The following is a 13,999-nucleotide window of genomic DNA, read 5'->3' as shown; positions in this document are numbered from 1 at the left end:
GGGGTCTGGCATCAGAATGGTCCCACTGAAATCCGGTGCTGTGATGGACCGAACTGAAAGCACCGTTGATCTCACGCTCAATGCAGCAGGCCTGCGACTGCTTGTGAACGCTGTGAGCCACGAGCTTGAACGCTGGCCGGGGGGTGACCCCGCCGAACAGGACGATCTTCAGGAGATGAAGACGCTCCTGACCGCAGCGCTTCTGGAATGCAACTTTCTGGACAGCTGATTCCAGCCCCGCCTTGAAAACCAAAAAAAAAGAGCCCTCGCAGGACGAAGGCTCGACGCAGTTCTCTTGGGGAGAAGATATGCAACGACTGCATTGACCAGCAAGCGATATGAGTGAAAGCGTCCTTGGCCATCGGCTGGGCTTATCGATCCGGTCCAGGAGTCGATGAGCATCACCCCCAACAACGGCTGGTTCGACGCTGTCGCGCAGGACTACGCCCGATTTCGGCCCCGCTACCCCGATGCAATTTTTCAATGGATGGCCGAACATGCTCCTTCCCAGGAGCACTGTTGGGATGCGGCCTGCGGCAACGGGCAGGCCTCAATCGGCCTGGCTGACTGTTTCGACCATGTGACGGCCACGGATCTGAGCCCCGAGCAGATTAATGCGGCTCAACCGCATCCTGGTGTGACCTACAGCGTGGGAGAGGCAGAGTGCACCTACCTCAACGACCGCAGCATGGATGCGGTGCTGGTCGCCGCGGCCATTCACTGGCTGGACGTGGATCGTTTCAACCGTGAAGCACTGCGGGTGCTGAAGCCAAAAGGCTTGCTGGTCTGGCTGGGTTATCAGCCCATTGAAGGAGCACCTGCAGCCCTGCAGAGCTGGTTGGAGAACCTGTATCACCAACGGCTGCGCAGCTTCTGGCCTCCCCAACGCGTGCATGTGGACCGGCATTACACCGATCTCGACTTTCCCGTTCCCAGCCAAGCCATTCCTGAAGGGTTCGCGATGACCGTGCAATGGAGCCAGGACGAGCTGCTGTCCTTCATCAGCACCTGGTCCGCCATGCGGTGCATCGAGCAAAGGCTGGGGTCGCATCAGCAACAAGGCTCGCTTCTGCCTGCACTCGCCAGCGAACTCAGAGAGATCTGGCCTTCGCAGTCGGAAACACTGCAACTGCGGCTACCGCTGATGGGCCGCTGGGGGCTAGCGCCTTGACCATCCCATCGCCCGAATGGACCAAACCATCCCTGCGTCAGCACTACCGCTCGAAGCGCCGGCGCTGTTTCCAGCAGCAGGACAACCTGCAGATCCAGATCCGACACCAGGTTGAACAGGAAATCCACTGCCGCCATCGCGGCGGCAGCTTGCAGGGCTTCGTGGGTCTGTACTGGCCACTAGCAGGGGAAGCGGACCTGCGTCCTTTGCGCGACGTCCTGCAACACAAGCTGGGACTGTCCATGGCCCTCCCAGCAGCGGATGGTGAAGGCGCTCTGCGTTATCACCCCTGGACCGACGCTCCGCTCAAACCCGATGGCTGCGGCATCGCGGCGCCCCTCGATGAGCCGGAGTTAAGCCCCGAACAACTGGCGCTACTGCTGGTGCCGGCTCTCGCGGTGGATCAACACGGCATCCGCTTGGGCTACGGAGGCGGCTACTACGACCGCCTGCGTTGCCAAGCGACCTGGAAGCAGCGTCCAGCACTCGTGGTGGTGCCAGAAGCCTGTGTCAGTCAAGAGCCCCTCCCCCTCAATGACTGGGACCAACCTTTCGATGGCTGGGTGACAGAAAAAGGCTGTGAATGCAGCACTAAACGCAGCACTTAATGCTGACTGCCTCCAGATCCGACTGGCGCCCGTCCCCCATGAGCCGCAGGATGGGCACCCAGGCTCAGTCATCGCCATGCCAGCTCCTCTCCGCTTTGCCCTGATGAGCATGACGGCCTTGGCGATGGGACTCGGGCACGTGCAGAACGTGAGCGCCCATGGCGTGGAAAGCACCCTGCGTTATCTCGACGGACAACTGGAACTGAACAGCAGCTTTTCGACTGGCGAACCCGTGGAGGGCGCAGTGGTGCGGTTGCTCGAAGCCGACGGCAGCGCAGGCGCAGAGCTCGGTCGAATGGACGCCTCCGGTCGCCTGCAAGTGAACCTTCCCGATCTGACCGACGGCCTTGTGGATCTGCAGGTGGATGGAGGGCCAGGTCACCGCGACTATCTGACCCTGCCGCTGGAGCAGGGACGGGTGAATCTGGACGAAGTGGTGAGCACCCCTCTCCCTTTCAAGGCCCTTCCCTGGGCCGCAGCACCAGCCTTGGTCGGGATGGTTGGCCTGATGGTTAGGGTGCGCAGCTCCAAGCAGCAACGCTGATCCAGCCATGGCTGAACCAGGCAGCTCCACATCCCAATACGGCAGCCAGGCCCTGGATCAACTGGCCGAGCGACTAAACGGCACGGCCGATCCGCGCAAACGCTACGAATACGTCCTCTGGCTGGCGAAAAAATTGCCAGCCATGCCAGCGGAACTGCAGACAGACGACCGCAAGGTCAAAGGATGCGTTTCTCAGGTGTTCATTGCCTCCGACCTGGTAGACGGCCGGATGTGTTGGCAGGGCGATTCCGACGCCTTGATCACTAAGGGCCTTCTGGCGCTGTTAATCAAAGGACTCTCCGACTTAACGCCGGATCAGGTGATGGCTGTAGATCCAGGCTTCATCGCCGCCACGGGACTGCAGGCCAGCCTCACGCCGTCGCGAGCCAACGGCTTCCTCAACATCCTGCGCACGATGCAGGAACAGGCGCGAATCCTGAAACCAGCGGATTGAAGCGCAGCGACAGGCAGGTCTGGACCGGCAGCTGCCTAAAGTCGACGGCTCAGCGAAACTCACGGACACGCCCCATGGCGACAAGGATCGGCATCGGCCTGCTCGGCCTCGGCACCGTCGGCGCAGGCGTTGCAAGCATCCTGAGCAGCCCTGACGGTCGCCATCCCTTGATTGCCGACCTCGATCTGGTGCGCGTCGCCGTTCGTGATCTGCAGCGACCTCGGCCTGTCTCCATTCCCCAAGAGTGCCTCACAACCAACCCCGAGGAGGTGGTGGACGACCCCAACGTGGATGTGGTCGTGGAGGTGATCGGCGGCATCGAGCCAGCCCGCACCTTGATCATGCGTGCAATTGCCGCTGGAAAATCCGTCGTAACGGCCAACAAAGCCGTGATAGCCCGTCACGGCGAAGAGATCGCCGCAGCGGCTGCTGCCGCTGGCGTTTACGTGCTGATCGAAGCCGCTGTGGGAGGAGGTATTCCGATCATTGAGCCGCTGAAGCAGTCCCTGGGAAGCAACCGCATCGACCGGGTGAGCGGCATTATCAACGGCACCACCAATTACATCCTCAGCCGCATGGCCGATGAGGGTGCTGACTATCACGCGGTTCTCAAGGAAGCCCAGGATCTGGGGTATGCCGAGGCTGATCCAGCCGCAGACGTGGACGGTCACGACGCTGCCGACAAAATCGCCATCCTCTCAGGACTGGCCTTCGGTGGCCCCATCGAGCGTGGCGGTGTTCCGACCCATGGCATCAGCAACCTCCAGGGTCGGGATGTGGATTACGCCACGCAGCTGGGCTACGGCGTGAAACTGCTTGCCATTGCAGAACGCCTGGAAAGCGACGGGGAGCCAGGAGGCTCTCTGCCCTTGGCCGTTCGGGTTCAGCCAACCCTGGTCCCCAAGGATCACCCCCTCGCCGGAGTCAACGGCGTCAACAACGCGATCCTCGTCGAAGGTGACCCCATTGGACGGGTGATGTTTTACGGCCCAGGGGCGGGGTCTGGCCCCACGGCTTCTGCCGTGGTCGCCGACATTCTCAATATTGCGGGCATTCGCCAACTGAAGAGCAGCGATGGCGGCCTCGATCCACTGCTGGCCGCCAGCAGCTGGCGGTCCTGCCATCTCGTGGACGGCAGCAAGATACGCCAACGCAACTATGTGCGTTTCCACACAGAAGACGCCCCTGGCGTGATCGGTCGCATCGGCAGCTGCTTTGGCGAGCAAGGCGTCTCGATTCAATCCATCGTCCAGTTCGACGCCAGCGACCAAGGCGCAGAAATCGTTGTCATCACCCATGAGGTGGGCAATGGAGACATGCAAAATGCCCTCCAGGCCATCGCGGCATTGCCGGAGGTGCGAACCCTGGCCGCCCACCTCGGCTGCTTCTGATCCAAACCTCAGGGGTCGTGATCGGACACACATCAACAGACCGACCACTGGCGATCACCCCCTCGCATGAGGCAGAGTCGTAAGAACCATCACAGATGAGGTCTGCATTCGCAGATCCATGCTGCAAACCGTTCATGTCGAACGAACTCTCAGTTCTGCAGGGGCAACGCTGCCTTCAGTCGGGCCACCGATCCTTCATGAGGCTTCATCAAGGTGACTGCATCCGTCTGAGTACCAGTACCGGTTTGTTCCAAGTGATCGGCATCGACGACGATCACGAACGCTGCTGGGTGCGTCAATGGCCCCTCACCTCCAAGGGATCTCCAGTGTTTGAGGTTCCTTTTGAGCAGATCACTCCACCCCTCAGTGCCGATTCAGCCTGAAGGCCTTTGAATGGCGTGGTCCGAATCACCTGAAGCGTGATCGATCAACGCCGACCGCCACGCTCAGTCCCGCTAACACAGCTTTTGCGCACCTTGCTGAAGGTGAGCGCTGCCGCCGCGATCGGACTCAGCCAGAGCGCCTGTCAGCCGAGTCGCCCGAACGATCGCTTCACGGTGGCCAGTGCTGGACGAATCACGTCTCTGGATCCCGCACAGGCGAGCACATTTGGCGCTCAGCAAGTCATCAGTGCCCTTGGAGACACGCTGTACACGCGGTCGGTCGGCGGCGACCTGCTGCCTTCGCTCGCAGCAGGTCTGCCAGAGATCAGCGATGACGGACTCACCGTCACCATTCCCCTGCGTGAGGACGTGCTGTTCCATGACGGCACTCCATTCAATGCAGAGGCGATGGCCTTCAGCCTGCGGCGCTTCCTGGCCATCGGCACGCTCAGCTATGTGGTGGGCGATCGGATCAAGGCCGTCGAAACGCCCAGCGTCTATGAACTGAGACTGCGGCTCAATCGGCCCTCCAGCTCCCTGGAGAACCTGCTGACCTCCACCAATCTCACCCCGGTCTCTCCGACGGCCTACCGCGACTATCAGGATCGATTCCTGAATGACAACTTCGTGGGCACGGGCCCTTATCGCCTGGCCAGCTTCCAGGCGGTGCAGCAACGCTTGGAACCCTTCGATCGCTACTGGGGTCAGGCACCCAGCAACCCCGGACTGAACCTGATCTATCTGAGCAACTCAACGGCTTTGTTCGGCGCCATTCGCAGCGGAGAGGTGGATGTGCTGATCTCCGATTCCATCGATGAAGATCAACGACTGGCCCTCAATCGCCTAGCCGAGAAAGGACGATTGCGCGTGGGAGAGGGTCCTGCACTGGTGATCGGCTACATCACGCTGCTGAGCAACAGCGGGCCTCTCAAGAATCCCGTTCTGCGCCAAGCACTGGCCTACAGCCTGGACAGACCACTGATCAGCCAACGGGTCAGCCACGGACTGCGTCCCCCCTTGCTCTCGCTGGTTCCTCCTGGACTGCCCGGTGGCGACGTCGATCCCTGGCCCCGTCATGACGCCGCGCAGGCCCGAAATCTGTTCCTCAAGGCTGGCTACTGCAATGGGAAGGTCTTCACGCTGCCCTTCACCTATCGGACCAATGTGCCGGCGGATCGGTTGATGGCGCTCACCTGGCAAGCCCAGATCCAACGGGACCTCTCCGATTGCCTTGCGCTGAAACTGGATGGCGTGGAATCCACCACGGTTTACCGACAACTCGGGGAAGGGGCGTTTCAGGCCGTGATGCTTGATTGGCGGGGCTCCTATCCCGATCCGGCCGCTTATCTCACCCCGCTGCTGAGTTGCAGCGAAGCCAACGGAAGCATCTGCGAGCGAGGCGAAGCCGCCATCAGCGGCAGTTTCTGGACAGCCCCAGGACTCGAAGACACCTTGCTGCGCTCTGATCGCAGCCGCGGCGCAGCCCGTCTGCGTGATCTCGACCAGGTGGAAACCATGGCGGCTGAAGGCGCTGCCTACATTCCCGTTTGGCTGGTGACACCGAGGGCCTGGAGCCTGCCTGAACTGGCGACTCCGGAATTTGATGGCAACGGTCGACTGAAACTGGCCCGTTTGCAGGAGGCGAGCTGATGGGGCGAAGTCGTGAACTGCTGCGCTACACGGCCACCCGACTGGCATTGGCGCCTTTGATGCTTTGGCTGATTGCCACGCTGGTGTTTCTGCTCCTGCGGGTTGCACCGGGTGATCCCGTGGATGCAGTGCTGGGAAGCCGAGCTCCCGAGGCGGCCAAGGCTGTGCTTAGAGCACGGCTTGGCCTTGATCAACCTCTCTGGCATCAGTACATGGACTTTCTTGGCGGATTGCTCCATGGAGACCTTGGCGAAGCACTGATCAATCAGGAACCCGTACGCCAGATCATTGGCCGGGCACTGCCCGCCAGCCTCGAATTGAGCATCACCGCCTTGTTCGTAGCGGCCATTGCAGGACTGGCGGTGGGCTTCACAGCCATTGCCAAATCGGAAGGGAGCATCGACCTGGCTGGACGCTTTTACGGCATCGGCACCTATGCCCTGCCGCCGTTCTGGGCAGCGATGCTGGTGCAATTGCTGTTCGCAGTGGTCCTCGGTTGGTTACCGGTCGGCGGACGTTTCCCGCCAGGAATGATGCCTCCAGAGGGCAGCGGCTTTTTGATTGCCGACAGCGTGCTCCAAGGCAACTGGAGGGCGCTCCAGGGCGCAATTCGTCACCTGGTGCTGCCGGCCTGCACGCTGGGGCTGCTGTTAAGCGGCGTGTTCACCAATGCCTTGAGGCTCAACCTCAACCGCAGTCTTCGCTCGGATTATGTGGAGGCTGCACGCAGCCGCGGCCTCAGCGAAACCCAGGTAGTTCTTCGCCATGCCCTGCCCAATGCCTTGCTTCCGGTGCTCACCATTGCGGGGATCACCGTGGCGTCCCTGATCGGTGGTGCGCTGCTCATCGAAGTGACCTTCTCCTGGCCAGGAATCGCACTACGACTCCAAGAAAGCATCAACCAGCGCGACTATCCCGTGGTGCAAGGCATTGTGGTGGTGGTAGCCGCGCTGGTGGTCTTGGTCAGCGTGGCGGTGGATCTACTGGTTGCTCTGCTCGATCCACGCGTTCGCTACTAACACCATTTGAGCCGACTGCCTAACAGCCGACTGCACTGAATCCGTGGGCACACAATCAGTGGTTTCTCATCAGCTGTTCAGAGCATTCTGATTGCGCGATCTTGTCTACCCAACATCATTGGAGCGTTGGGGTTGATGCGATGCAATCTTCAATCGTCTCTGAGCCTGAAGCGTTCAGCATGGCCTGCCTGATTTATCAGCGATTAACAGTTCCAGGCCCCCGTCAGATCCCGTCCGAACAGGAGTCGAGCCTGAGCCCTCTGGGTATTTACAGGCTTCGTGATGAGCAGGCGATGCCGATTCTTGAAATGAAATTGCGGCAACTGCAAGCCACAGTGTCCAGGCTTCAATCGAGCAGACGAACAGCGCCGGTCTGATCGAGCCGATGCAGGTGCAGATCACCCACCATCAGGTGTTCGATACCACCAGGGATGTCAGCTGAGCGCTGATCATTTTCGAGAGTCATCAGAAATTGACTGATCTCAAGTTCCAGCTGGGCCTGAACCTGCAGGGGTTGCACGCCAACCAACTCCTCCCCGAGCTGAAACACGTCCTCACCGCGACCGGTGCCGTTCTGCCCCTCCACGCGGATGGGGGAGAAATGACTGGCACCCTCAACCAACACAGCGCGGCTGTCTGGGTGAAAGGGCAACACCCGAAGCAGACCCACCTGTTCAGTCAAGGGCGGGGTGATCAAATCGAGGGTGCCACCACTAAGGAACACGGGCAGTGAATCCTTGAGATCAAGGCGACGAGGCCAAAGCAGGCTCCCGAAACTGTTGAGTCCAACGACCGCAGCCAACTGATCAGGAGGACGAAAGAACGGGAGCTCCACGTCTTCGATCTGACATTGCAGCAGTCGGGAGAGGTTGCTGACCGGTAGGTCATCCAGATCTTGTCCGCAACGCCGCGCCAACCCTTCTTGCGGACGTGCACCGGCCGCCAACAGAGCGGTGAGCGCTCCAAGCGAGTGTCCTGCCAACACCAAACGCTCACCTGGCAGCTCAAACATGCCGTTCTCTCGGGCTGCCAACACAGCCTGAAGATCAAGAAGCCGATCGGGAATGACCTCCGCTCCCGGAGGGGGGAGACGGCCCTCAAGCAAAGCTTGCAAGGCGACGGCATCGCTGCCGGGATGTTCAAGCACCAGCACAGACCAGCCTCGGCGGCTCAGCGAGCGGCCAAGCCAGCGGAAATGATCAGGGCTGCCACCGAGTCCGGGCATCAGCACGAGCCAGTGGCGCCTGAGATCGCCACCAACAGCTGATGGTGACCACAGCTGCAGCTGCAGCGGGCGGTCCCGGTGATCCACCGCAAGCGTCACCCGACGCAGATCCTGGTCCGAGATCAGAGCCTCCGATATGGCGGGGGCGATCTGGCGGTTGTTGGCCGAAAGGGGCTGTTGATGCAGGTTTTTGACCAAGGCCTGCTGACGCTGCAACTGACGCCGCCAACTTCTGGCCACGGTCAGCAGAGCATCCAGATCAAGATGCACGCGCTCAGCTGGCAGAGCCTCCAGCAGATCAATTGTGGACACTTGCTCGCGCTCGTTCAGGAGCCCCTCAAGAGTTTCCTGAACTTTCTGCCCCGTGACGTCTCCATCCACCAGCACAAGATCTCCCACCTGATCCAACAGACGGCGGCCCGCCCAGCTGTTCAGCATTTGGCGGGCCATGCTCCGATCGTTGATCAGAGGGGCCTGCAGCAGTTCAATCACCCCTTGCCGGCTTTCCTCTTCGAGCAAGTTGAGCCAGATTCCCAGCTCTGAAAACGACGTCCCTTCATTGCGCACCCAGCCGCCCAGATCATTGACGGTGAAAGGAAGTTCCATCCCATCCAGGCGCACCACCAGCTCCCGTGCCGCCTGAACAGGTCGCGGTGACAGGCCATGGAGCAGCAGACTGCACACCAGTCCCACGGCAATCCGTTGTCCTGTTGAGCGTCTTCGCAAGGCCAAAGCCCGTTCACTGGTGGCACCAGTTTCCCGCACCATTGCAGGAATTGGCGTCAATCCGGCTGATGGCCTCGCTGGGGGCAGGTGGTGTCATCTATCTGACACCGTTGGTGTTTCACCTGGCCAGCTTCAGTGCCAGCCAGGTGACCCAGGGGCTGGCGGCTTCAGCCTTGATCGGCACGGCCGCGCGTTTGTTGAGCGGCGTCCTGCTTGATCGCGGACTGTCGTGCTCGTGGCCAGTGCGTGCCGCAGCAGTGATTGGTTTCATTGCCGATCTCACTTTGCTCAACGCGGATGGTTTTGGTGGTTACCTCGCCGGGCAACTACTGATCGGGATTGCTGCAGGTTTGTATTTTCCGGCCATTGAGCTGGCCGTTCCCCTCAGCTGCACAGGCTTCAATTCCAGCAGGGGCTATGCCCTGGCCCGCAGTGCTGACGCCCTGGGTGTGGCACTCGGAGCCCTGATCGGGGCCTTGGTCACAGCTCTGGGAATGATTCGTGCGGTCTATCTCGTGGAGATGGGCGCGCTGGTGGCGATGTTGCTGATTCTTGGTTGGCGCCCGCTGCCGGATGGACGGGCTCCGTTACTTCACCTGAACAGCCCGGAAGAAACCGGTCATCAACATGCAGCAGTTGATGAGGGCGCAGGTTGGCTCACGCCTCTGCTTCCGGTGCTGGCAGTCAGCATCGTGGCCACGGGGATCATTGCTCTTATGCAGAGCGCTCTGCCACTGGACCTTGTGCGCGGAGGCCTGGCCCGTCCGCCTCTGAGCGAGACATGGAGCGGCATCTTGATTGCATGGCAACTGGGCCTGTTGGTGCTGCTCCAGTGGCCCATCGGCAACTGGGTCGCCAAGCGCAGCCTGCGTTTCGGCCTTGGCATGGGCCTGGGAGGTTTCGTGGCCGGCTGTCTGCTGCTCGCAGGCTCCGCTCTATGGAGTGGTGGTATTGCCCTGATCGCCATCGCCATGGTGCCGATTGCCTTCGGCGAGGCAGCTTTTCTGCCAACTGCAGCCGAGGCCATGGTCGAGGAAACCCCGCTGCAACATCGCGGACTGGCCATGGCGCTGTTCTCGCAATGCTTCGCCATCAGCGCCACGGGGGCACCATTGATGGCGGGTTTACTGCTGGATCGTCAGGGCCACGGCCTGCTGCTTTGGCTGCTGATGGCCAGCATCTGTCTGAGCATGTTGCCCCTGCTCAAAACGGTGCGCCCTCGCTATACAGCAGGACTGAACGCCACGTTGTTGGAGACCGGGAACGATGTCACGAGCCCGCGAGCTGCTTCGGTCCGTTAGGAACCTGTCGATTCTGCGAGATCTGGCCAAAAGCCAAGGCGGCCTCGACAGCGTCGGAGACCTGGTCGACAACTTCATCGACAGTGAAGCGATGGAGGTCTGCCTACAACGCTTCAAAGCGCTTCCCGGAGGAGCAGAGATGGTGGAACAGCGCTACCCGCCCTTTCAACCGGACATCCCGGCTCTTGAGAAACTTCCCAAGGGAACCCTGGGTCATGCCTATGCCGGCATGATCCACCGCCTCAATTACGACGCCGATTTCTTTCGCCCCAGAGACACGAGCACAGAAGCGCTGTGGCTGACCCAGCGCATCGCCTCCACCCATGATTTGCACCATGTGGTCGCAGGCTTCAACACCGAACCAGCGGGCGAATCGGGTGTGCTGGCCATCACCGCCACCCAGATCGGTTTCCCTGCCTACGTTTTGCTCAACATCCTGGCCAACTTCCGCGCTTTTCGTTTTCAACCCAAGGAGCAGGAGGTGATCAGTCAGGCCATTGCCTATGGCAGTCGCATCGGGCTGGAGGCCTCCCCTCTGGTGCTGCAGCGCTGGGAAGAGGGCTGGGACAAACCCCTGAGCCAGTGGCGGACAGATCTGGGGGTCAAACCCGTGGAGCATGGACTCTTCGGCGCCATCTACTGACGCTCCAGCCACAGATCCATCAGCAAAGGCGGATGGCACTCCATAAACTGCCGCGAGTGTCGCTGCTGCCATGGCATCGCAGATCCCAGGCTCCTTCAAAGCTCTGACGCGCGATGCGTTGCGGTCTTGGATATGGACCTGGGGACCACTGGCGATGGCGTCGGCACTGTTGGGAGCCCTGGCTCTTCCCGCCTCCGCCAATCAGCAGGAAACGCGCAAGGCGCTCGTGGGACTCGCGGCTTACGCGGAATGCAAGGTGCTGCATGACGGCTACAGCCGCGCTCGCGCCGACGCCATCATCAAGGCCGGCATCGAAAACAACGGCTGGCAGCAGGAGAGCAATTGGCTGCAGTCGCCACAGGCCGTCCGTGTGGTGACGCTCACCAGCGAAGCGATGAACACCAGCTGCAACGACTTCGACCAGAGCAGCCCCCAGTTCATCCCGGCCATGGAGGCCATTGATGCGCTTTAAGCCAGATGCCACAACGATCCCAAACAGAGAGTCGGGACTGATCAGACGTTGAACAGAAACTCCATCACATCTCCTTCTGCCACCACATAGTCCTTGCCCTCACTGCGCAGCCAACCTTTGTTGCGAGCTTCCGCCAGGGAACCCGCCTCCAGCAGTTTCTCCGTGCCGATCGTCTGCGCACGAATGAAACCGCGCTCGAAATCGGTGTGAATCACGCCAGCGGCCTGGGGAGCCGTCATCCCAGCCTTGAAGGTCCAGGCCCGGGTTTCCTTCTCACCCGTCGTGAAATAGGTACGGAGTCCTAAAAGCCGATAGGTGGCACGGATCAGGCTCTGAAGTCCACCTTCTGTCACGCCCAGACCATCGAGGTAGTCCTTGCGCTCCTCCTCACCCAGTTCCACCAGTTCGGCCTCCACCTGGGCAGAGATGCGAATGGTCTCGGCACCCTCGGCCTTGGACAGCGCCACCACCTCCTCGCAGAACGCATTGCCAGCAGCCAGATCGTCTTCGCTCACGTTGGTGGCGTAGATGATCGGCTTGGCCGTCAGCAGCCCGAGGGGCTTGATCATGGACGCCTCATCCTCTGCCAGCTCGACACTTCTGGCAGCACCACCGTCCTCAAGCACCGCCTGAATGCGTTCAAGCGCCGCATCTTCAACCTGCGCCTCCTTGCTGGTGCGCATCTGTTTTTTAAGGCGCTCCCGACGTTTCTCGATCTGAGCCAGATCCGCGAGACCCAGCTCGAGGTTGATCACCTCAGCATCCCGAGCCGGTCCCACCGAACCGGACACATGGATGACGTCGTCATCTTCAAAACAGCGCACGACGTGCACGATGGCGTCCACCTCGCGGATGTTGGCCAGGAATTTGTTGCCGAGACCCTCCCCCTGACTGGCACCCTTCACCAGACCAGCAATGTCCACAAACTCCATGCGCGTAGGAATGGTTTCCGCACTGCTGCTCAGCGTTGTGAGCTGCTGGAGACGCGCGTCAGGAACCGCCACCGTGCCGACATTGGGCTCGATCGTGCAGAACGGGAAGTTCGCAGCCTGAGCCTGGGCATTGGCGACCAGAGCATTGAAGAGAGTGGATTTGCCCACGTTGGGCAAACCGACGATTCCGGCTTTAAGCATGGGGGGGAATCTATCGGCAGGCGTCAGCCGCAATCCCCCTGGCTCGACACATTCAGGACGTTGACGCGCGAGACTGCGTAACGAAAGATGAAAGTGGGGCCATGGGCAGCCGTCGAAGCCAGTCCCCTGGGGGAGTCAGTCAGGACGCGCTGCGATCCCTGTCCCGCCTGAGCGGCATGAAACGACGTCGTCGAAAACTGATGGGTGCTGCGGCTGCGGCGCTGGTGCTGGTGGGTGGCGGTGTGATCTGGAGCCAGAGCTCAGGAAATGGTCGCGTCCGCCAATTGGGTGATTACACCGTTGCCGCGGAGGAGGGATCCCTCCCCGGAGTGATCACCGCCAGTGGCGAGCTGGAGGCCATCCGCCGCGTGAATGTCAGTCCCAAAAATCAAGGGCGCCTTGAAGCTCTTTTCGTGGACGAAGGGGATGTGGTGCGCAAGGGGCAGGTGCTGGCGCGCATGGACAGCGGTGATTTCAAGGACCGCATGGATGAACTCTCCGCCCTTGTCCGTCAGGCCCGTGCTGAGTACGAAGCCAAACGGGCTGACTTCATTCGCCATCGCCAGCTGTTAGCAAGCGGCGCCATCAGCGCGTCCGACCTGGACGGCTTCCGCTCGGCCTTCATCAGCAGCAAAGAGGCCCTGACGGCGGCCCAAGAACGGGTTGAGCAGCGCAAGGTGGAGGGCAGTGACCTGGACATCAAAGCGCCGTTCGACGGGATGATCACCGAACGGTTTGCCGAGCCTGGCGCCTACGTCACACCCACCACCACGGCCTCCACCAGTGCCGGAGCCAGCAGCTCATCGATTGTGGAGCTGTCGGAGGGATTGGAAGTGGCGGCCAAGGTGCCCGAAAGCGACATCGGCCGTATCCGTGTGGGTCAGGAGGCTGTCGTGCGCGTGGATGCCTATCCCGACCAGCGCTTTGCCGCGCTGGTGCGTGACATCGCACCCCGCGCCGAAAAAACCGACAACGTGATCTCCTTTGAAGTGGAGTTATCCCTGATCGACCCGCCGCCGAGCCTTCGCATCGGCATGACCGTGGATGTTGACTTCCAAACCGGTCGCACGGCGCAAAGCACCCTGGTGCCCACGGTGGCGATCGTGACTGAAAACGGGAAGCCCGGCGTTCTTCTTGTGGGCGACAACAACGAACCCGCATTCCAGCCGGTGGAGCTGGGGGCCAGCAGTGGCAGCAAGAGTGCCATTCTCTCCGGTGTGACGCCCGGCACTCGGGTGTTCATTGACATGCCGCCCTGGGCGAAGACGCGCGACTGACC

The 13,999-nt window shown here is 61.1% G+C and carries 15 protein-coding genes; 13 read left to right on the top strand and 2 right to left on the bottom strand.

Annotated features, from left to right (window positions below):
• Positions 1-43 precede the first annotated feature (43 nt).
• The 9 genes from SynNOUM97013_RS04290 to SynNOUM97013_RS04250 all read left to right on the top strand — a co-directional run bounded on the left by SynNOUM97013_RS04290 (position 44) and on the right by SynNOUM97013_RS04250 (position 7,220).
• Positions 44-229: a hypothetical protein gene (locus SynNOUM97013_RS04290; RefSeq protein WP_186480915.1), complete on the top strand. Its 186-nt coding sequence runs from the start codon at positions 44-46 to the stop codon at positions 227-229.
• A 165-nt stretch (positions 230-394) separates the two neighbouring features.
• On the top strand, positions 395-1,171 hold the full coding sequence (locus SynNOUM97013_RS04285) for a class I SAM-dependent methyltransferase (RefSeq protein ID WP_186480914.1): 777 nt from the start codon (positions 395-397) through the stop codon (positions 1,169-1,171).
• Positions 1,168-1,779: a 5-formyltetrahydrofolate cyclo-ligase gene (locus SynNOUM97013_RS04280; RefSeq protein WP_255442976.1), complete on the top strand. Its 612-nt coding sequence runs from the start codon at positions 1,168-1,170 to the stop codon at positions 1,777-1,779. The genes SynNOUM97013_RS04285 and SynNOUM97013_RS04280 overlap by 4 nt, the downstream gene beginning before the upstream one ends.
• 76 nt (positions 1,780-1,855) lie before the next feature.
• Positions 1,856-2,323: a hypothetical protein gene (locus SynNOUM97013_RS04275; RefSeq protein ID WP_255442975.1), complete on the top strand. Its 468-nt coding sequence runs from the start codon at positions 1,856-1,858 to the stop codon at positions 2,321-2,323.
• 7 nt (positions 2,324-2,330) lie between these two features.
• Positions 2,331-2,777, top strand: a complete 447-nt coding sequence (locus tag SynNOUM97013_RS04270) for a SufE family protein (protein ID WP_186480913.1) — start codon at positions 2,331-2,333, stop codon at positions 2,775-2,777.
• A 74-nt stretch (positions 2,778-2,851) separates the two neighbouring features.
• A complete protein-coding gene (locus SynNOUM97013_RS04265; protein WP_186480912.1) occupies positions 2,852-4,168 on the top strand; it encodes a homoserine dehydrogenase in 1,317 nt (438 codons plus the stop codon).
• Positions 4,169-4,365: 197 nt separating this feature from the next.
• On the top strand, positions 4,366-4,551 hold the full coding sequence (locus tag SynNOUM97013_RS04260; protein ID WP_370586448.1) for a hypothetical protein: 186 nt from the start codon (positions 4,366-4,368) through the stop codon (positions 4,549-4,551).
• Between the two features lie 102 nt (positions 4,552-4,653).
• Entirely contained in the window at positions 4,654-6,201 is a 1,548-nt protein-coding gene (locus SynNOUM97013_RS04255) for an ABC transporter substrate-binding protein (protein ID WP_255442974.1), read from the top strand.
• Complete coding sequence (locus SynNOUM97013_RS04250; RefSeq protein WP_186480909.1) at positions 6,201-7,220, top strand: ABC transporter permease; 1,020 nt, start codon at positions 6,201-6,203, stop codon at positions 7,218-7,220. Before SynNOUM97013_RS04255 ends, SynNOUM97013_RS04250 begins: the two co-directional genes overlap by 1 nt.
• A 346-nt stretch (positions 7,221-7,566) precedes the next feature.
• On the opposite strand, the gene SynNOUM97013_RS04245 is transcribed toward SynNOUM97013_RS04250, so the two are convergent.
• Positions 7,567-9,213 (bottom strand): alpha/beta hydrolase, encoded by a 1,647-nt coding sequence (locus tag SynNOUM97013_RS04245; RefSeq protein WP_186480908.1) that lies wholly within the window; start codon positions 9,211-9,213, stop codon positions 7,567-7,569.
• 26 nt (positions 9,214-9,239) lie between these two features.
• Between SynNOUM97013_RS04245 and SynNOUM97013_RS04240 the strand changes: the two genes are divergently transcribed.
• The 3 genes from SynNOUM97013_RS04240 (at position 9,240) to SynNOUM97013_RS04230 (ending at position 11,587) form a co-directional block, all read left to right on the top strand.
• Positions 9,240-10,472 (top strand): MFS transporter, encoded by a 1,233-nt coding sequence (locus SynNOUM97013_RS04240; protein WP_186480907.1) that lies wholly within the window; start codon positions 9,240-9,242, stop codon positions 10,470-10,472.
• Entirely contained in the window at positions 10,438-11,115 is a 678-nt protein-coding gene (locus SynNOUM97013_RS04235) for a Coq4 family protein (protein WP_186480906.1), read from the top strand. The genes SynNOUM97013_RS04240 and SynNOUM97013_RS04235 overlap by 35 nt, the downstream gene beginning before the upstream one ends.
• 70 nt (positions 11,116-11,185) lie before the next feature.
• Positions 11,186-11,587, top strand: coding sequence for a hypothetical protein (locus SynNOUM97013_RS04230; protein ID WP_255442973.1), 402 nt, complete (start codon positions 11,186-11,188; stop codon positions 11,585-11,587).
• A gap of 41 nt (positions 11,588-11,628) precedes the next feature.
• Here SynNOUM97013_RS04230 and ychF read toward each other — a convergent pair whose 3' ends face one another.
• Positions 11,629-12,720: a redox-regulated ATPase YchF gene (gene ychF / locus SynNOUM97013_RS04225; protein ID WP_186480905.1), complete on the bottom strand. Its 1,092-nt coding sequence runs from the start codon at positions 12,718-12,720 to the stop codon at positions 11,629-11,631.
• A gap of 101 nt (positions 12,721-12,821) precedes the next feature.
• Between ychF and SynNOUM97013_RS04220 the strand changes: the two genes are divergently transcribed.
• The gene (locus SynNOUM97013_RS04220; protein ID WP_186480904.1) at positions 12,822-13,997 is read left to right on the top strand and encodes an efflux RND transporter periplasmic adaptor subunit; all 1,176 of its coding nucleotides are present in this window, start codon (positions 12,822-12,824) and stop codon (positions 13,995-13,997) included.
• Positions 13,998-13,999 lie beyond the last annotated feature (2 nt).

The organism is Synechococcus sp. NOUM97013 (genome assembly GCF_014279815.1).
Classification (GTDB): Bacteria; Cyanobacteriota; Cyanobacteriia; order PCC-6307; family Cyanobiaceae; genus Synechococcus_C.
Note: the sequence above shows the minus strand (reverse complement) of the source record. Positions and strands in the feature narration are given on the sequence as shown.